12 protein-coding genes are annotated in these 19,657 nt (G+C 72.8%); 9 read left to right on the top strand and 3 right to left on the bottom strand.

Annotated elements, in window-relative coordinates:
- Positions 1 to 4 precede the first annotated feature (4 nt).
- Entirely contained in the window at positions 5 to 2,161 is a 2,157-nt protein-coding gene (locus OG852_RS41145) for a GH92 family glycosyl hydrolase (RefSeq protein ID WP_330350536.1), read from the top strand.
- Positions 2,162 to 2,170: 9 nt separating this feature from the next.
- Here the strand turns inward: OG852_RS41145 and OG852_RS41140 are convergent, their stop codons facing one another.
- A complete protein-coding gene (locus OG852_RS41140) occupies positions 2,171 to 3,136 on the bottom strand; it encodes an alpha/beta hydrolase (RefSeq protein ID WP_330350535.1) in 966 nt (321 codons plus the stop codon).
- A 171-nt stretch (positions 3,137 to 3,307) separates the two neighbouring features.
- Here OG852_RS41140 and OG852_RS41135 point away from each other — a divergent pair, with 171 nt between their 5' ends.
- The 4 genes from OG852_RS41135 to OG852_RS41115 all read left to right on the top strand — a co-directional run bounded on the left by OG852_RS41135 (position 3,308) and on the right by OG852_RS41115 (position 9,635).
- Positions 3,308 to 3,790 carry a MarR family winged helix-turn-helix transcriptional regulator gene (locus OG852_RS41135; protein WP_208117258.1) on the top strand — a complete coding sequence of 161 codons (483 nt, stop codon included), beginning with the start codon at positions 3,308 to 3,310 and terminating at the stop codon, positions 3,788 to 3,790.
- A gap of 92 nt (positions 3,791 to 3,882) precedes the next feature.
- The gene (locus OG852_RS41130) at positions 3,883 to 5,448 is read left to right on the top strand and encodes a tetratricopeptide repeat protein (protein WP_330350534.1); all 1,566 of its coding nucleotides are present in this window, start codon (positions 3,883 to 3,885) and stop codon (positions 5,446 to 5,448) included.
- 105 nt (positions 5,449 to 5,553) lie between these two features.
- On the top strand, positions 5,554 to 6,129 hold the full coding sequence (locus OG852_RS41125; protein ID WP_133915136.1) for an AMIN-like domain-containing (lipo)protein: 576 nt from the start codon (positions 5,554 to 5,556) through the stop codon (positions 6,127 to 6,129).
- A gap of 44 nt (positions 6,130 to 6,173) precedes the next feature.
- Complete coding sequence (locus tag OG852_RS41115; RefSeq protein WP_443064608.1) at positions 6,174 to 9,635, top strand: substrate-binding domain-containing protein; 3,462 nt, start codon at positions 6,174 to 6,176, stop codon at positions 9,633 to 9,635.
- A gap of 24 nt (positions 9,636 to 9,659) precedes the next feature.
- Here the strand turns inward: OG852_RS41115 and OG852_RS41110 are convergent, their stop codons facing one another.
- Together OG852_RS41110 and OG852_RS41105 are read right to left on the bottom strand one after the other, a co-directional pair.
- On the bottom strand, positions 9,660 to 10,703 hold the full coding sequence (locus OG852_RS41110; protein WP_133915138.1) for a threonine aldolase family protein: 1,044 nt from the start codon (positions 10,701 to 10,703) through the stop codon (positions 9,660 to 9,662).
- Positions 10,704 to 10,711: 8 nt separating this feature from the next.
- Positions 10,712 to 11,371, bottom strand: a complete 660-nt coding sequence (locus OG852_RS41105) for a TetR/AcrR family transcriptional regulator (protein WP_133915139.1) — start codon at positions 11,369 to 11,371, stop codon at positions 10,712 to 10,714.
- Positions 11,372 to 11,569: 198 nt separating this feature from the next.
- Here OG852_RS41105 and dacB point away from each other — a divergent pair, with 198 nt between their 5' ends.
- The 4 genes from dacB to OG852_RS41085 all read left to right on the top strand — a co-directional run bounded on the left by dacB (position 11,570) and on the right by OG852_RS41085 (position 19,566).
- Positions 11,570 to 12,928 (top strand): D-alanyl-D-alanine carboxypeptidase/D-alanyl-D-alanine endopeptidase, encoded by a 1,359-nt coding sequence (gene dacB, locus OG852_RS41100; RefSeq protein WP_330350533.1) that lies wholly within the window; start codon positions 11,570 to 11,572, stop codon positions 12,926 to 12,928.
- A 104-nt stretch (positions 12,929 to 13,032) separates the two neighbouring features.
- Entirely contained in the window at positions 13,033 to 14,736 is a 1,704-nt protein-coding gene (locus OG852_RS41095; RefSeq protein WP_330350532.1) for a SulP family inorganic anion transporter, read from the top strand.
- A gap of 206 nt (positions 14,737 to 14,942) precedes the next feature.
- The gene (locus OG852_RS41090; protein ID WP_330350531.1) at positions 14,943 to 16,256 is read left to right on the top strand and encodes a PP2C family protein-serine/threonine phosphatase; all 1,314 of its coding nucleotides are present in this window, start codon (positions 14,943 to 14,945) and stop codon (positions 16,254 to 16,256) included.
- A 121-nt stretch (positions 16,257 to 16,377) separates the two neighbouring features.
- Entirely contained in the window at positions 16,378 to 19,566 is a 3,189-nt protein-coding gene (locus OG852_RS41085; protein WP_330350530.1) for a glycoside hydrolase, read from the top strand.
- Positions 19,567 to 19,657 lie beyond the last annotated feature (91 nt).

Here is a 19,657-nt window from a genome sequence, read left to right as displayed (position 1 = left end):
CTCATTGCGCCTGTCACCTCTCGGGGCCGCCGTGGCGGCGGTCGTGCTGCTGGCCCCGCCCGCGCGGGCCGGCGTCATGTCCGCGGGGTCGGTCGCCGACCCGGCCCGTTACGTCAATCCCTTCGTCGGCACCAGGCCGGGCGGGGTGGACTGGGGCCACGGAGGCGGCGGCGGGAACACCTTCCCCGGAGCCTCGGCGCCGCTGGGCGGCATCCAGTGGAGCCCGGACACGGTCACCCGCCAGTTCGGCGGCTATGCCCACACCGACAACCGGATCCGCGGCTTCAGCCTCACCCACCTGTCCGGCGCGGGCTGCGGCGACTACGGGAACGTACCGTTCATGCCGCTGACGGGGCGGCCGGCCGCCGATCCGGAGGCCCGGTACGCGACCTTCTCCCACACGGACGAGCAGGCCGCGCCCGGTAGTTACCGGGTCGACCTCGACAACGGGATCCGCACCGAGATCGCCGCCGCCCAGCGGTCCGGCGTGGCCCGGCTCACCTTCCCCGAGAGCGCCGAGGAACCCGCCGGGCTGACCGTCGACGCCGGGAAGGCCCACAACAGGGCCACCGGCACGGTCACGGTCGGCGACCGGTCCCTCTCCGGCTTCACGGACAGCGGCGGCTTCTGCGGTACGTCCGTCCGCTACCGCCTCTACTTCCACGCGGAGTTCGACCGGCCCTTCGCGCACAGCGAGCCGCTGGACGGCAGGACGTCCGGGGCGTACGTGTCGTTCGCGCCCGGCACCCGCCGGGTGACCGTGCGGGTCGGCGTCTCCTTCGTGAGCGAGGACGCCGCCCGTCTCAACGCGCGCGTGGAACAGCGCGGTCGCTCGCTCGACGAGGTACGGGGGGCCGCGCGCCGGCAGTGGAACGGCTGGCTCGGCCGGATCACCGTCACCGGCGGCACCGAGGCACGGCGCCGGATGTTCTACACCGCGCTCTACCACTCCCTGCTGCACCCCGGCGCCTTCAGCGACGTCGACGGCCGCTACCGGGGCTTCGACGGTCTGGTCCACCGCACCCGGCCCGGACATGTGCAGTACGCGAACTTCTCCGGCTGGGACGTCTACCGCTCCCAGATCCAGTTGCTGGCGCTGCTCGCCCCGCGCGAGGCGTCGGACGTCGCCCAGTCCATCCTCGAACAGGGCCGCCAGGCCGGCTACTTCGACCGCTGGACGCTCGCCAACGGCGGCACCGGTGTGATGGTCGGCGACCCGCTGCCGGCGATGGCGGCCTCCGTCCACGCCTTCGGCGGCACCGGCTTCGAGGCCCGGGAGCTGCTGCGCGCGGCCGTCGCCGGCCGCCAGGACGACCGACAGCGACCCGGACACACCTTCTACGACACGCTCGGCTACATCCCCGCCGGGACGAAGGGCGTCTGGGGCGCGGCGGCCACCACCCTGGAGTACGCCGTCGCCGACGCCGCCCTCGCCCACCTGGCCGACCGGCTCGGCGACACCGCGACCCGGGACACGCTGCTGCGCGCGTCGGGCAACTGGCGCAACCTGCTGCACCCCGACAGCCGCTACCTCCAGCCCCGCCGCGCCGACGGCACCTGGCCCGCGTTCAAGCCGACCCAGCGCCGCGACTACGTCGAGGGCAACGCGGCCCAGTACACCTGGATGGTCCCGCACGACCTGCCCGGCCTGTTCACGGCGATGGGCGGCGACGCGGCCGCCACCGCCCGCCTGGACACCTTCTTCACCGAGTACAACGCGGGCGCCGACCAGCCCTACGCCTACCTCGGCAACGAGCCGTCCTTCAACACCCCTTGGGCGTACGACTACCTGGGCCGCCCCGACCGCACCCAGGACACCGTACGGGGCATCCTCACCACCCTCTTCGGGGACGGCCCGGACGGCCTGGTCGGCAACGACGACCTCGGCGCCATGTCCTCCTGGGCCGTCTGGGCCGCCCTCGGCATGTACCCCCAGATCCCCGGCAGCCCCCAACTCGCCCTGGCCAGCCCGCTGTTCCCGCTCACGCAGATCCACCGGGGCAACGGCGTGCACATCACCGTTCTCGCCCCGCAGGCGTCGGAGGCGAACTCCCGTGTCCGCGAGGTCCGCCTCAACGGCCGTACCACGGACCCCCGTTGGCTGCCCGACTCCTTCCCGGCCAGGGGCGGGGTACTGACCTTCAGGCTCTCGCCCCCGTGACGCCCGGAGTCACCGACGCAGGGCGTCGCGCAGGGTGCCGACGGCGAGGGTGATGGCCGCCTGCGCGGCATGCGTCTCCCGCAGGGCGTTGAGCATGACGAAGTCGTGGATGATCCCCTGGAACCGGACCGCGGTCACCGGCACACCCGCCTCCCGCAACTTGTTCGCATACGCCTCACCCTCGTCCCGCAGCACATCCGCCTCACCCGTGATGATCAGAGCCGGAGGCAGGTCCTTCAACTGCTCGACAGTGGCCCGCAGCGGAGAAGCGGTGATCTGGGCCCGCTCGGCCTCATCGGTCGTGTACTGGTCCCAGAACCACCGCATCCCGTCCCGACGCAGGAAGTACCCCTCCGCGAACTGGCGATACGACGCCGTCTCGAACGACGCATCCGTCACCGGATAGAACAGCACCTGCTGCACCAGCCGAACCCCACCCCGCTCCTTCGCCATCAACGTCAGCGCCGCGCTCATGTTCCCCCCGACCGAATCACCCGCCACCGCGATCCGCGAACCGTCCAGCCCCCTCGAGGCACCCTCCTCCACCACCCACCGCGCCACCGCGAAGTTCTGCTCGATCGCCACCGGATACCGCACCTCCGGCGACAGGTCGTACTCCGGAAACACCACCGCGGCCCCAGCGCCCACCGCCAGCTCACGCACCAGCCGGTCATGCGTGTGCGCGTTCCCGAACACCCACCCCGCACCATGAATGTAGAAGATCACCGGCAACACACCACCGACACCCGCGGGCCGCACGATCCGAGCCCGCACACCACCCGTCGGACCCCCCTCGACCGTGACCCACTCCTCCTCCACCACCGGCATCACGACCTCACCGGACTGCACCTCGTCCACCGCCTTACGACCCTCGACCGGAGGCAGGTCGAACAGATACGGCGGGTTCGCGGTCGCCTCCACGAAGGACTGGGCGGCGGGTTCGAGAACGGGGCGCTGAGCGGCGGTGTCGGTCATGACGGTCTCCTCGGTCGGGGTGCCGCGGGCAGTTCCCGACGGGGGTCCCGGTCGGGGGAGGCGGCACCTCCAGAACAGTAGCGCGCGATTAAGTCGTGCACAACTAATTCCCGCACGATCCATTAGGGGGCGATAGGATCGAGAGGACTTCAACGATAGGGTGACGACCCCATGACCAGCGCAAACACCGGGAGCCGCGCAGTGGACGAAGCCGCCGCACCGACCGACGGATCCCTGCTCCTGGACGACCAGCTCTGTTTCGCCCTGTACGCGGCGTCCCGCGCCGTGACGGCCCGCTACCGGCCCCTGCTGGACGAGCTGGGCCTCACCTACCCGCAGTACCTGGTGATGCTGGTGCTCTGGGAGCAGGACTCGATCTCCGTCCGCGAGCTGGGCGCCGCCCTCCAGCTCGAGTCCAGCACCCTCTCCCCCCTCCTCAAGCGCCTGGAGGCGAACGGCCTGCTGCGCCGCGAGCGCCGCCCCGACGACGAACGCTCGGTCGCCCTGTGCCTCACCGAGGCCGGCGCCCACCTCCGCGACCGCGCGAGGGCCGTCCCCCTCGCCATCGGCGACGCCATGGGCCTCACCCCGGAACAGGACGCCCTCGCCAAGCACCTCCTGCGCCTGCTCACGGCGAACGTCACGGACGGCTGAGTTCCCCCGGGTTTTCGCTGTCGGTGGCTCTTCTTCGCCCGATAGACTGACAAATCAGAGCCACGCGGGTGCAGTTGACGGGGGAGGCCGCCATGTCCGGGGACCAGTACGGCAGATACGACCAGGGATTCGTCATGCCACCGGTGCCGCCGATGCCGGTGGCGCCGCCGCCGGCCCCGGCGGACGGCGTGCGGGCGGTCGCGGTGGCGGTGCTCAATCTCAGTGGGCTCGGGCTCGGTTATGCGCTGGTGCGGCGCTGGGTGCCGATGCTGGCGTGTCTCGCCGCGTCGGCCGTCCTGCTGTTCGTCGCGCTGCCGGCCGACCCGGACGGGGTGCCGGCGTTCGCCCTGGTGCTGTACGTCCTGTTCCTGCTCGCGGTGGCGGCGCACGGAGCTGTCGTGGGCCTGCGCACACGGCTCGCGTGGCCGCCGTCCGCGCCGCTGGCGCTCGCGCTGGGGCTGGTGCTGCTCGTCGCGCCGGCCGGGGGTGTCGTGGCGTACGACAGCGCCCGGGACGAGGCGACGCAGCAGATGCTCCTCGACCGGCTCGACGAGGCCGACCGTCTGGTGGAGGCGGCCGGCGAGCGGGCGTTCTCCTCGGCGCAGTCGGACTACCGCGAGGCGCTGGAGACCTACGAGAACCTCAGCGCCGACCACCCGGACTCACGGGCGGCCGCGAAGGTGCCGGCCCGGATGAAGACGTACTACGCGACCGTCGGAGCCGTCTACGAGAAGGGCGACTACTGCGAGGCGATCGCCCCGCTCGACTATCTGCGGACGGTCCCGAAGAAGATGCCGGAGACCGACCTGAGCGATCTGAAGGGCTGGCCCGACGACCGGCTCGCCACCTCGCTCTACGAGTGCGCCTCGGACGGTCTGACGACCAAGCAGTCCACCTGGGCCTCCCAGTTCGGTGAGCTGCTCACCACCTATCCCGACTCGGCGCAGGCCGCGAAGGTCGAGCCGGCCGTCGCCTCGGCCGTCGCCGCCGAGGTCAAGGGGCTCGGCGGCAGCGACCCGTGCACGGCGGTCGAGCAGCTCAAGAGCCTGAGCAGCCAGATCCAGACGATCTCGGCCGAGGACGGGAGCGTCACCGGCGCGCTGGCCAAGGACGCAGACCGGGCCTCCGGCAGCGCCGCCTCGGGCGCGTACAACTGCGGCGTCGACCAGTACAAGGACGGTGACTTCGACGCGGCGCAGACGACCATGGAGGAGTACGCCTCCGCCCACAAGAGCGCCAAGAACGCGGCCAGGGCGAAGAAGATCGCGATCGCCGCGGAGATCGCCCAGACGGTTCCGGCCGCGGGCAAGAAGCTGCCCACGACGCGCTCCGGCGGCAGCATCTCGGTGACCGTGCAGAACGACAGCCCCGATGACATCACGGTCATGTACACGGGCCCGGTGACCGGCAGCTTCAAGCTCAAGGGCTGCGGCAGCTGCAAGACGTACACCTTCGCCGACACGCTCTCCCTGAACTTCAAGCCCTGCAACGCGAACAGGAACTACCCGGAGCGCACCATCAGCCTGCCCGCCGGCACCACGTACTTCCTGCACAAGCCGAACGGCGACAGCCTCGCCTCACCGGCCTCGGACACGGCCAAGCTGGAGCCCGGGTACATCTACACGGAGTGCGCCTACACGACCACGAGCCTGTCGTAGGACAGAAAACGGAATTCCCCCACTTTCGGGTAAAGCAAGTGCAACCTTCGGGCCAATCTGAATGTCTCCCCTGATACCAGACACTCACACCCTTGGGGGAACAAGATGGTACGAAGCAAGACCGTCTGGGCGGCCGCACTCCTGCTGACCACGACGCTGGGCGCGGCCGCGGTTCCGGCCGTGGCCGCCCCGGCCGCCGCTCCCCGGGCGGCTGCCGCCTGCCCGACGGGCTGGGGCAGCCTCGACAAGACGAGCTGGGCGAGCACGTCCGGCGAGTACATCACCAACGTCAGGACCGGTCGCCACGACTGCTACGACCGGTTCGTCGTGGACGTCCCTGGGGCCTCCGCCGCCGAGCTCGGGTACACCGTGCACTACGTCGACGAACTCATCCAGGACCCGTCGGGCAAGCCCATCCCGGTGGGCGGCGGCGCCATCCTGGAGGTCATCGTGCGGGCGCCCGCCTACAACCCGGACACCGGCACGTCCACGTACCCCGCCCGGGCCGGGCAGCCCCTGCCGGGCGTGGACCTCACCGGCTACCGCACCTTCCGGGACACCCGGTTCGCGAGCAGCTTCGAGGGACAGACCCAGTTCGGCCTCGGAGTGCGGGCCCGGCTGCCCTTCCGGGTGCTGCAGCTCGACGGACATCTCGTGGTGGACGTCGCCCACACCTGGTGAGCCGGCTCCTTGACGCCTCTGATGTGACCGGTAACATTCCCGTCATGCAGGTGACCGGTCACACCAGGCGTCCCGCGAGCATCCGTGATGTCGCCACCGCCGCCGGAGTCTCGTACCAGACCGTCTCCCGGGTGATCAACGGTCATCCACGGGTCAGCCCGGCGACCCGGGAGCGGGTCCTCGGCGCGGTCGAGGCGCTCGGCTTCCGGCGCAACCCCACCGCCTTCGCGCTGGCCAGCGGGCGCCGCAGGGCGGTCACCGTCCTCACCGCCGACACCACCCACTACGGGTACGCCTCCGTGCTGCGCGGGGTCGAGGAGGCCGCCCGGGCCGCCTCGTACGCGGTCGGGATCGGCGTCCTGGAGTCCTCGGAGGAGTCCGCCGTCGCCGCCGAGGTACAGCGGGCCGCCGACCAGGGCGGCGGGCTGATCGTGCTCGCCTACGACCCGGCCGGGGTGCGGGCGCTTGACTGCGTGCCGCCAGGTCTGCCGGTCGTGGGGGTGGTCGAGACACCCGCGCGCCCACCCCGCGACGGCCGGCCCTGGGTGTGGACGGACGACCGCCGGGCGGCCTACGAGGCGACCCGGCATCTGCTCTCCCTCGGCCATGAGACCGTGCACTACGTCGCGCTCCCCACCGGCGCCCGCCGCACCGGCCCGCGCACCGGCGGCTGGCGGCAGGCGCTCCGGGACGCGAGAGCCCCGCAACCCCGTCCCCTGCACGGGGGCTGGGGACCGGAGGCCGGTCATGCGGCGGGTCTGGCACTGGCGCGGGACCCCGCCGTCACGGCGATCCTGTGCGGCAACGACGACCTCGCGCTCGGGGTGCTGCGCGCCCTGCACGAGTGCGGCCGGGCGGTCCCCGGCGAGGTCAGCGTGGCCGGGTTCGACGACGCCCCGCACGCCGCGTTCCTGACCCCGCGACTGACCACCGTACGACTGGACTTCGCCGGCCTCGGCAGGGCCGCGTTCGCGCTGCTGCACTCGACGCTGGAGGAGCCGGCGTCGCCGCACGCGTACCCCGTCGCGGAGCCGGAGCTGCTGGTGCGGGAGAGCTCGGGGCCGCCGCCCGCACGGGCCGCCGGCCCGCAGCGCCTGACCGTCGACCTCGCCGTCTCCGAGGGCCCGGTGCTTCACGGCGCCAACGGGGCGCTGTACGGGCTCAGCGACGACGGGGTACCCGGCGACGCCGTGCTCGCACCCCTGAAGATCACCAGCATCTCGCAGAAACCGGAGGGCGGCGCCCAGCATCCCAACGGGGACGCCCTCACCGTCGCGCGGTCCTTCTTCCGCAACGGCGGCGGCGAGATCTTTGTGCTGCTCCAGGACACCTACGCCCGGTGGCCCTACGAGGACCTCGGGATCGACGACCATCTGGCCCGGGTGGACGGGATCGTCGAGGAGATCGCCGCCCGGCCGGACCGCGACCGGTTCGTCTACGTGCCGTTCAACGAGCCCGACCAGATCTGGTACCACCTCGACGTCGCCGACCAGATGGAGTACGAGGCCAACCGGGACCGGTTCCTGCGGGACTGGAGGACGGTGTACCGGCGCATCCGGGCGGTCCATCCGGGCGCCCGGATCGCCGGGCCCAACGAAGCCGCCTTCCACGCCCGCCTGTTGACGGACTTCCTCGCCTTCGCCCGGCGCGAGGACGTCCTGCCGCAGGTGATGACCTGGCACGAGCTGGACTCCTCCTCGCTGCGGGACTTCCAGGACCACCACGACGTGTACCGGTCCATCGAGCGGGAGGCGGGCATCCCGCCGCTGACGGTGAACATCGACGAGTACGCCAACCGCCGCGACCTGTCCGTGCCGGGCCAACTCGTGCAGTGGGTCGCGATGTTCGAGCGGAACAAGGTGTACGCCAACCAGGCCTACTGGGACGCCGCCGGCAATCTCAGCGGCACCGTGGTACGGATGAACATCCCGAACGGGGCCTGGTGGTTCTTCCGTTGGTACGCGGGCCTGACCGGCGACACCGTCCGGGTGACCCCGCCCGCGCCGCACACCGTCGACACCCTCCAGGGTCTCGCCTCCCTCGACACCGGCCGCCGCCAGGCCCAGGTGCTGCTCGGCGGTGCGACGGGGGACGCCGACGTCGTCGTACACAACGTCCCGGCGGACGTCTTCGGCCGTACGGTCGTCGCGACCGTCGCCGAGGCCGCCTGGTCCGGGTACGAGGGGCCGCACCCGGCGCCGGGCGTGCTCACGCGGACCAAGGTGCGGGTGGCCGGGGACGGCTCGGTGACCGTGCCGCTGCGCGGCCTGCGCCGGATGTCCGCCTACCGGATCGTCCTCACCCCGGCCGGCCGGGGCATCCCGGCGCCCCCGCGCGTCCCCTGGTCCGCGTCGTACGAGGCGGAGGACGCGGCCGTCACCGACGGGCAGGTCCGCACCCACGGCACGGTGAGCGACGCCAACGGCTACGCGGCCTCCGGCACGCGGAACGTCGAGTCGCTCGACTCCCCCACCAGCAGGGTGGATTTCACGGTGACGGTCCCCGCCGACGGCGTGTACGACCTGGCGATCCTGTACGGCAACGACTCCGGGGGCCCCGCCACCCAGCGGCTGTCGGTCGACGGCGGGGACCCGGTCACCGTCGTATACCCGTCCACCCAGAACCGGTCCCACGGCGGCAGGAAGGACGTCCGGGTGGAACTGCGGGCCGGGACGCGGGTCCTCACGCTCGCGAAGGGCGAGGCCGCGGTGAGCCTCGACCGCCTGGATCTGACCGCCCGCGCCGGTGCCCCGTCCGCCGTGTACGAGGCGACGCTGGCGGACCCCGGCGGTGACCCGTCGTACGACTACTCCTCGTCGGCCGGGACCGGCACGGGTGCGCTGGTGCTGGGCGAGGGCGACCGGGCGGTGTTCGACGTGTACGCCCCGCGCGACGGCCGCTTCACGGTCGTGGCACGGGCCTCGGCGGAGGTGGAACTCGCCCTGCACGGGGAGACGGTGACGGCGCGGCCCGGCACACCGCTGCGGCTGTGTCTCGCGGCGGGCAACAACCGGGTCACCGCCACGGCCGGGCACGCCGCGCTGCGTTCGCTGGAGGTCTCCGGCGACGGCTCGGACGCCGGGGTCCTGTCCCACGGGGCGGCCACCGCCGCGCTCGAGGGCGGGGCCCGGCTGGTCGCGTGCGCCCGTGCCCCCGGGGGGCACCGGGTCACCGGGCTCGGCGGCGACCGGGCCGGGACGGCCCGGTTCACCGTGGACGCGCCCGCGCCGGGCCGTCATCTGCTGGTCGTCCACTACGCCCACGACGACCGCCGCGACAACGGTCACGCCTACAACACGGACATCGTCTCGCGCACGGCCGAGATCACCGTGGGCGGCGGCGCCCCGCTGCGGGCGACGTTCAAGAACACCTGGAGCCGGCACGACTTCTGGACCCTGGCGGTCCCCGTCGACCTGGTGGCGGGCGTGAACACGGTGACCTTCGGGAACACGGACGGGCCGGCCCCGGACATCGCGCGGATCGAGGTGGGCCGGATCGTCGGCTGAGGCCCACCCCGGTCGGCGGACCGCTCAGCCCGTGTGCCGGCCGACCGCTTCGAGGAGACCGTCCACGTCCGCCTCCGTCGTCGCGAACGAGGTGACGAAACGGGCCACGCCCGGCTCCCAGCGGTCGTGGTAGAAGACGTAACCGTCGGCCAGGAGGCCCTCGGTGACCTGCTGGGGCAGGCGGCAGAAGACGACGTTGGCGTCGGCGACGCCGAGCAGGCCGATTCCGGGGAGCGCCTTCAGGCCGTCCTGGAGACGGGCCGCCATCGCGTTGGCGTGGGCCGCGTTGCGCAGCCAGAGGCCGTCGGTGAGGTAGGCGTCCAACTGGGCGGCGTGGAACCGCATCTTGGCGGCGAGCTGGCCGGCGCGCTTGGCGCGGAAGGAGAGTTCGGGCGTGAGGGAGCGGTCGAAGACGACGATCGCGTCGGCGGTCATCGTGCCGTTCTTGGTCGCGCCGAACGACAGCAGGTCCACGCCCGCCCGCCAGGTCAGCTCGGCGGGGGTGCGGCCGAGTGCGGCGACGGCGCCTGCGAAGCGGGCCCCGTCCATGTGCAGCCGCAGACCGGCCTCCTCGGTCACGGAGCCCAGCGTCTCGATCTCGTCGAGGGTGTACACGGCGCCGGTCTCGGTCGCCTGGGTCAGGCTCACCACGGAGGGCTCCACGCTGTGCACGTCCCCGGCCTTGTGCCGGACGGCCGCCCGCAGCGCGTCGGGGTCGATCTTGGCGTCCTCGCCGCCGAGCGGGACCAGCTTCGCGCCCGCCGTGTAGAACTCGGGCGCCCCGCACTCGTCGTTGTTGATGTGGCTGTCGCGGTGGCACAGCACGCTTCCCCAGGGCGGGGTCAGCGCGGCGAGGGAGAGGGCGTTGGCGGCGGAGCCGGTGGAGACGAGGAGCACGTCCACATCGCGTTCGAATATCTCGCACAGCCGGCGCCGGACGTCGGCGCTGAGGTCGTCCGCGCCGTACGGCTTGGCCTGTCCGGTGGCGGCCCGGCTCACGGCCTCGACGATCTCCGGGGAGGCGCCGGCGGTGTTGTCGCTGCTGAAGAGGTGCGCGGGGGTGGTCATCAAGGTCCTCAGGGGGTGTCGGCGGCGGCCGGGGTCGGGTCGGCCGCCCGGATGAGCTGACGCAGTGCGCCGTAGTAGACGTCGTGCCCGGTCACCGCCGGCACGATCGCGGTCAGATGGCCCGTCAGCGCCGGGAACTCCTCGGGGTCGAGGGCGGCCAGCGCGGTGCGGGTGAGCGCGCGGGCGGAGCCGGGGTCGCGGTGGTCGACGAAGCTCGCGCTGCCGAGGGTCAGCAGATACATCCGGCGGTACGCGGTGATCGCCTCCTCGGCCGTCAGCCCGGCGGCGAGGCTGTCGGCGAGCTGCGGCTCCACCAGCCGGGCCAGCAGGTTCCGGCCGAGCCAGGGGCGGGCTCCGCGCAGCACGAGCAGGCCCGGGTGGGCCACCAGCAGTCGGTACAGGGCGGTGAACCGGGCTTCGGTGGCGGTGGCCCAGTCGCCGCCCGGCGCCGGTTCGGGCAGGCGGGCGGCGAGGTGGTCGAGACAGAGGTCGAGCAGCCCGGCCAGGTCGGTGCAGCGGCGCTGGAGGGAGGCCAGGGAGATGTCGAGCCGCGCGGCGAGGGCGCGGAACGTCAGCGCCTCGGGACCGTCCTCGTCCATCAGGGCGAGGGCGGTCCCGGCGATGCGCTCCGGTGTCGCGCGGTCCAGGGCGGGGGTGCGGCGGGGCATACGGGTCATCGTACGGTACAGCGTATCGATCGGGAAGGGCACCCGTGCACGCCGTCGGCGCCGTCCCCCGGTGCCCCCACGGACGCGCACACGGGCAGACCCGCCCCGGATCGGCCGGATGAGGGATCAATTCCGGTAATGTGCGCCGGAGTTCGCTGCACAGTGCCCCCACAGAAAGTCTCGAGCCCCATGAGTGACATGACCACGACCGCGGAGACCTCCGCCGACTCTTTCGAGCCCGGCGGCCGGCGCCGGCACCGCAAGCCCCGGCAACACGGCCACGGCATGCGGCGTGCGCTGGTGCTCGCCATGGCCGTGCCCGTCGCCTCGGTGGCGCTGTCGGGCCCCTCCGCCTTCGCGGCCGGCAAGGGCATCGGCACCACCGCCAAGACCACCACCCTCGACGCGGACGACCAGCAGATGGTCACCAACCTCGAGTCCCGTGTCCTCGACACGCGCCTCGGCTCCAACGTCAGCGGTGTGGTCCTGGACGCCGAGTCCGACGCCACCCTCTGGGACCACAACGCCGCCACCGCGCTGATGCCCGCGTCCAACGTCAAGCTCGCCACGGCGACCGGCGCGCTCACCGTCCTCGGCCCGAACCACCGCTTCACCACGAAGGTCGTCTACGGCGACGGCACGCTGACCCTCGTCGGCGGCGGCGACCGCACCCTCACCAGCGCCGACCTCGCGGAGCTGGCGAAGACGGCGGTGGACGGACTCAAGGCGGCGGGCCTGACCTCCGTGAAGGTCGCGGTGGACGACAGCCTCTTCCCGGAGCCGAGCCTGGCCAACGGCTGGAACACCGGCTACTACCCCGACTCGGTCGCCCCCGTGCGGGCGCTCGTCGTCGACGGGAACGGCGTGGACGACACCTCCCTGGACGCCGGACAGGTCTTCGCCCGGCAGCTCGCCGCGAACGGGGTCACCGTCGACGGGGACGTCACCCGCGCCACGGCGAGCACGCACGACGTGCCGGTGGCCCGGCACACGTCGGCCCCGCTGTCGGACATCGTCCACACGATGCTCAAGAAGAGCGACAACAACATCGCCGAGACGCTCCTGCGGATGACCGCCCTCGGCGCCGGCCGCCCGGCCACCTTCGAGGGCGGCACGGAGGTGGTGCGCACCGTGCTGAGCAAGCGCTACGGCGTGTCCCTCGCCAACTTCGAGATGTACGACGGCAGCGGCCTCTCCCGCGCCGACCGCATCCCGGCGGCCACCCTCGCGGAGATCCTGGAACTGCTGACGCAGGACCGCTACGCGTACACCCTGGGCTCCATCCTCGACGGACTGCCCGTCTCCGGCGAGGCCGGCAGCACCCTCGGCCCGGAGTGGGGCCGGTTCGACGACGTGAACTCGTCCTGCGCCGTCGGCAAGGTCCACGCCAAGACCGGCACCCTCACGGGGGCCATCGCGCTGAGCGGTCTCACCCAGGGCAAGGACGGCAAGTGGAAGGTGTTCTCCTTCATCGAGAACGGCTCCACCGCCAACGCGAGCGACATCAAGGACGCCATGGACGGCCTCGCCGCGACCGTGAACGGCTGCTGGGCCTGACCCAGGCGCAGACCGCCCGGCCCCGCCGCTGCGCCGGCACCCTGCGATGCTGTCGCGTGCCCCCCACCCAGGGGGATGCTGAAGGCGTCCGCAGAAGGAGTTCCATGTCGCTCGCCCCGCCGAGGTTGCGCCCGCTGCCCGGGCTCACGGTCCTGGCCGGCTACCGCCGTGGTTGGCTGCGCGGCGACCTGCTCGCCGGGGTGACCGTCGCGGCGTATCTCGTGCCGCAGGTGATGGCGTACGCGGGGGTGGCCGGACTGCCGCCGGTGGCCGGGCTGTGGGCGATCCTGCCCGCGCTCGGCCTGTACGCGCTGTTCGGCTCCTCCCGGCTGCTGTCGGTGGGCCCGGAGTCGACGACCGCGCTGATGACGGCCACGGTGGTGGCCCCGCTCGCGGCCGGGGACCCGGGGCGCTACGCCGTGCTCGCGGCCGCGCTGGCCATCACGGTGGGGCTGCTGTGTCTCGCGGCGTGGCTGCTGCGGCTGGGCTTCGTCGCGGACCTGCTGTCCCGGCCGGTCCTGATCGGGTATCTGGCCGGTGTGGCGCTGATCATGATCGTGGACCAGCTTCCCAAGCTGACCGGGGTGGAGACCACGGGCTCGAAGTTCTTCCCCCAGATGTGGTCGTTCCTGCGGAACCTACCGGACCTCCACCTGGCCACCGTGCTGTTCTCGGCCGGCATCCTCGCCCTGCTGTTCGCGGTGGCCCGATGGTTCCCCAAGGTCCCGGGCCCGCTGCTGGCGGTGGTCCTCGCCACCTCGGCGGTGACGCTGTTCGACCTGGACGGGCGCTACGGCCTGAAGGTGATCGGCGAGATCCCCTCGGGCCTGCCGAGCCTGTCCTTCCCGAGTCTGTCGGACCTGCCGCGGCTCGTGCTGCCCGCGGTGGGTGTACTGCTCGTCGCGTACACCGACTTCGTGCTCACCGCGCGCGCGTTCGCCGACCCCGAGAGTCCTCAGCTCGACGCCGACCAGGAGTTCCTGGCGCTGGGCACGGCCAACCTGGGCGCGGGGGTGCTGCACGGCTTCCCGGTCAGCAGCAGCGCGAGCCGCACCGCGCTCGCCTCCTCGGCGGGCGCCCGCAGCCAGGCGTACTCCCTGGTCGCGGGGGCGGTGGTGCTCGCGGTGCTGCTCTTCCTGGGGCCGCTGCTGACCCACACCCCGTCGGCGGTCCTCGGCGCGCTCGTCGTCTATGCCGCGGTCCGCATGATCGACCTGGCGGGATTCCGTCGGCTGGCCTCCTTCCGCCGCCGTGAACTGCTCCTCGCCGTCGGCTGTCTGGCGGGCGTACTGGTCCTGGACATCCTGTACGGCGTGCTGGTCGCCGTGGGCCTGTCGGTGGCGGAGCTGCTGACCCGGGTGGCCCGTCCGCACGACGCGGTGCAGGGGCTGGTGCCCGGTCTGGCCGGGATGCACGACATCGACGACTATCCGCAGGCCACCACCATCCCGGGGCTGCTGGTGTACCGGTACGACTCCCCGCTGTTCTTCGCCAACGCGGAGGACTTCCGGCGCCGGGCGCTGGCCGCGGTCGACGAGCAGGACGAACCGGTACGGTGGTTCGTGCTGAACGCCGAGGCCAATGTGGAGGTCGACATCACCGCGCTCGACGCGGTCGACGAGCTGCGCCGCGAACTCGCCCGGCGGGACGTGGTGTTCGCGCTGGCCCGGGTGAAGCAGGACCTGCGGCACGACCTGGACGCCTACGGTCTGACGGAGTCCGTCGGCGAGGGGCTGATCTTCCCGACCCTGCCCACCGCGGTGGCCGCCTACCGGGAGTGGCGGGCAGGCCGCGCGGAACCGTCCTGACGGCGCTCCGCCGACCTGCCACGATGGCCGGCAACTTCCTTAGGCGTCTCACGACTTGACGCTTCATCATATAGTGGCCGACTACGCGTGGTGATCCGTTGTCCCCGCCGCGCGGACCGCCCCACCGGAAAGGCACGACCCTGCGGAACGACCCGCACAGCAGCGGTACCGACTCACCCGACCCCCTGTCCTCACGCCGTCGGTCGGTGTTCTCCCCCGCGGCCGACGTCATCGGCTCGGAACTCGATCTGCGGCTGACCGGCAGCCATGTCGTGCACGCGCTGACACCCGGATTCTGCGACGCGGCCTCGCTGTTCCTGCTGGAGCGCTGGCGGCGCGAGGAGGACTCCCACCCGGCCGCGCACCCGGCCCCCGACGCGCCCGCGGAGGCCCGTCGGCTGGCGCTGCGGGTGGGGCCCGGGGCCGTCGAGGACTGGGAGGGGGTGCTGCCGGTCGGGGAGATGGTGTCCTTCCCCCGCGACACGCCGTACGGTCAGGCCCTCGTGGCCGGGCACGCCCAGATCCTCGACAAGGTGGACCCGTACATGGCCGAGCGGCTCGTGACCTCGGGGGACGGTGAGGCGCGCCGGGGCGACCTGCTGCGCGTGGGCTCCTTCCTGGTCGTCCCGCTGCGGCTGCGGGGCGTCCCGATCGGTCTCATGACGTGCACCCGGATGGAGGGGCGGGCGCCGTTCCGGCCCGGCGACGTGGCCGCCGTGGAGGCGCTGGCCGCCAAGGCCTGCGTGGCCCTGGACAACGCGCGCCGCTACGAGCGCGAGCGCCGCACCGCCCTCGCCATCCGCGACAGCCTGCCGCCGGGTCCGGCGCAGAAGCTCGAAGGGTGCCGGATAGCGCACGGCTGTCTCCCCGCGGGGAAGGGCAGCGTGGTCGGCGGCGACTGGTACGACGTGCTGCGGCGGCCGGGCGACCGGGTCGGTCTGATCGTCGGGGACGCGATGGGGCACGGCCCGGAGTCGGCCGTGGCGATGATCCAGCTGCGCACGGCCCTGCGCACCCTGGCGGGGCTGGACATCCCGGCGGCCGAGCTCATACGGCGGCTCGACGCGCTCGCCAGTGAGACACCCGGGGCCTCCTTCGCGACCTGTGTGTACGCCGAGTGGGACGCGCGGGAGCGGACCTGTTCCCTGGTGGGGGCGGGGCATCCGCCGCCGCTGCTGCGCGGCCCTGACGGGCGCACCTCCCCGGTGGCCCTGACCGGCGCGGGTCTGCCGCTCGGCCTCGGCACGGGCACCTATGAGCCGACGGTGCTCACCCTGCCGGAGCCGGCGCTGCTCGCGCTGTACAGCGACGGTCTGGTGGAGTCCCGCGAGGCCGACATAGACCAGGAGATCGGGCGGCTGGCGCGGGCCCTGGACGAGGCCGTCGCCGAGCCCGCCGACAGCGGCGACCCGGGTGCGCTGGCCGCCCTGTGCGACCGGCTCCTGCGTCTGCCGTCGGGCACTCCCGGCGCCGACGACCGCACCCTGCTGCTGGCCGAACTGACCCCGGCCGCGGGCTGATTCCCCTCCCTGGCGGAGACCCGCTGTCTTGACGTGCTCATTACTGTTCGTTGAGCATATCCGAGACTGATCGCTTCTGGTCGATTCCGTGTCTCTGCGTGCCTCTCCACAAGGGAGTCCCATGTCCGGACGACAGCGCATGATCCGGGCGGTGGCACCGGCCGTGCCCCTGGTGCTCGGCGCGGGCCTCGTCACCGTCCCCGCCCCGGCCGCCGCCGCGGACACCCCGGCACCGAGCGCGGTGACCGTGCGGATCGATCCCTCGTACCGGCAGCAGGAGTTCGAGGGCTGGGGGACGAGCCTCGTCTGGTTCGCCAACGCCACCGGCGGCTACCCCGAGCCCATCCGGCGCCGGCTGGTCGACCTGCTGTTCGGCGAGGACGGGCTGCGCCTGAACATCGCGCGCTACAACATCGGCGGCGGCAACGCGCCCGACGTCCGCACCGACTACATGAAGACGGGCGCGACCATGGAGGGCTTCTGGAAGGCCCCCGAGGGCACCACCCGCACGGACACGGACTGGTGGGACCCGAACGATCCCGGCCACTGGAACTGGGACGCCGACGCGGGACAGCGCTGGTGGGTGGACCAGATCAAGGACAAGGTCACCCGCTGGGAGGCGTTCAGCAACTCGCCGCCCTGGTTCCAGACGGTCAGTGGCTACGTCTCCGGCGGCCTCGACTCCGGCGCCGACCAGATCCGCGCGGACCGCGTCGACGACTTCGCCGCCTACCTCGTCCGCGTGACCGAGCGACTGGAGCGGGAACACGGCATCACCTTCGACACCATCGATCCGCTCAACGAGCCCAACACCACCTACTGGGGCACCCAGTTGGGCGCCGACGGTCAGCCCACGGGCGGCCGTCAGGAGGGCGCGCACGCCGGTCCCGCCCTCCAGCAGAAGGTGCTCCTCGCCCTCGACAAGGCCCTTCGGGGCGCCTCGACCGACGCCCGCGTCTCGGCCATGGACGAGACCAACCCCACGCTCTTCACACAGAACTGGAACGCCTACGACGCCTCCGCCCGCGCCGCCGTCGACCAGCTCAACGTCCACACCTACGGCACCGCTGGGCGCACCGGCGCCCGGGACGTCGCCAAGGGCGCGGACAAGAAGCTCTGGATGAGCGAGGTGGAGGGCACCTGGGGCACCGGTACCGACTTCACCGGCATGGAACCGGGGCTCGGCATCGCCGGCCGGATGGTCGACGACATCCGCGAACTCGAGCCCTCCGCCTGGGTGTTCTGGCAGCCGGTCGAGGACGCGATCCCGCAGGCCGCGGCGGGCAAGAACTGGGGCAGCATCCACGTCCCGTTCACCTGCACCGCCGCCGACACCCTGGAGACCTGCCCGATCCGCACCAACGCGAAGTTCCACACGATCCGGAACTTCACCCACTACATCCGCCCCGGCGACCACTTCGTGAAGGTCGACGACACCTCCAGTGTGGCCGCCGTCGCCCGGTCGGGCCGTGCGGCGACCGTCGTGCACGTCAACGGCGGCACGACCGCCCGCACCGTGACCCTCGACCTCTCGCGGTTCGGCAGGATCGCGCCGGGCGCCACCGTCACCCCCGTGGTCACGAGCGCGGACGGCGCCCTGGTCCGGGGCACCCCGGTCCCCGTCGGCGGCCGGTCGGCCACGCTCACCGTCCCCGCGAAGTCCGTCACGACCTTCCTGGTCTCGGGCGTCGGCGGGGTGGCGAAGGACGCCGCACTCGTCCGGCCGGGGCACGTCTACCGCCTCCAGGGCGCCCAGAGCGGGAAGTCGCTCACCCCGGCGCAGGACGGCGGCGCGCCGGTGATCCGTACGACCGACGCCTCCGCGGCACCGCAGCTCTGGCGCGTCGAGAAGGTGACGCGGGGCAGCGGCAACCGTGAGCGCTACACCGTCGTCGGCGCCGCCACCGGCCGACGGCTCGCCGTACGGGACGACCGGGCCGTCCTGGAGGACCCCGCCGACGGCGAGCCCGGCGCCGCCGCGCAGTGGATCCTGTCCACCACAGGCGACGGCACCTGGACCCTCGTCAACGCCGCGACCGGCCGCCTCCTGGACGTCACCGGACAGTCCACGGCGGACGGCGCCCCGGTGTCGACGTACACCCCGACCTCGGCGGCGAACCAGCGCTGGACCGTCATGGACGAGACCGTGCTGCGCACCGACCCGGCCACGGTGTTCACCACCCCCGGCCGGACGCCGGAACTCCCCTCGACGGTGACCCCCGTGTACCGCGACGGCGCCCGCGGCTCCCTCCCCGTGGTGTGGCGGCTCCCCCCGGACCGGTCCTGGCGCGAGCCCGGCACGGTCCGGGTCACCGGCCGGGCCACCGACCCGCTCGGCCGGGAGATCCCCGCGCAGGCGGTCGTCACCGTCGACACCGTCACCGCGACGCTGCCCGGCCGGGCCAAGACCTACGTCGGCGGGAGCCCCCGTTTGCCTGCCACGGTCGTCGGCGTGGGCGCGCACGGCGGCCGGACCGATCTGCCGGTGGCCTGGGAGCCCGCGCCCGAGGGGGCGTTCGCGCGGGCGGGGGTCGTGACCCTGCGCGGCACCGCGCGGGTGGTGGACGGCGGCACGGTCGCGGCGACCGTACGGGTCCAGGTCACCGAGCCGGTCGAGACCAACCTCGCGCCGGACCCCGCCGTCTCCGTCGCGGCCACCTTCACCGAGAGCGGCTACTCCGCCGAGCGCCTGCGCAACGGCGACACGACCGAGAAGGCCTGGTCCAACTGGAAGCCGGGGTCCACCAAGAACCCCTCCGACACCGTCACCTTCACCCTGCCGACGGCCCGCGACCTCACCCGGCTCGTGGCGCGCTTCTACCGGGACGGGAGCAGCGCCTCCTTCCCGGCGAGCCTGAAGGCGCAGGTGCGCGACTCCGCCGGGGCCTGGACCGACGCGAGCGACGAGATCCCGGTCGGGACGGAGGGCACACCGGTGGTCGACGTACCGCTGAGGGCGGGTCCGGCGACCGGGGTGCGGCTGGTGATGACGGCACGGGCCGGCGGATACATGACGATGAGCGAGGTCGAGGTGTACGGCAGGACGGCAGGGGTCTCCGCCGACGCGGCCGCCGGATCGATCGAGGTGGCCGGCGTCCCGGTCGCGGCCTTCGACCCGGGGACGACCGACTACCGCGTGGTGAGCGCCGACCCCGCCCAGGCCGTCGTGACGGCGACACCCCGCGACCCGTACGCGACGGTCACGGTCACACGGACCCGCGAGGCCGGACGTGCCCTGGCCGTCGTCGCCGTGACCGCCGAGGACGGCTCACGGACGACGACGTACCGGATCACGCTCGTACGGCGCTGAGGGGCGCCGGCGAGCGCTGGCACCGCGTGCACGAAGCGGGCCCGGGACGGGAACGGCGCTCCCGCCCGGAGGACGTCGAGGAAGGTCAGCC

It is taken from the genome of Streptomyces sp. NBC_00582, from assembly GCF_036345155.1.
GTDB lineage: Bacteria > Actinomycetota > Actinomycetes > Streptomycetales > Streptomycetaceae > Streptomyces.
This window is presented reverse-complemented; position numbering and strand designations above follow the sequence as displayed.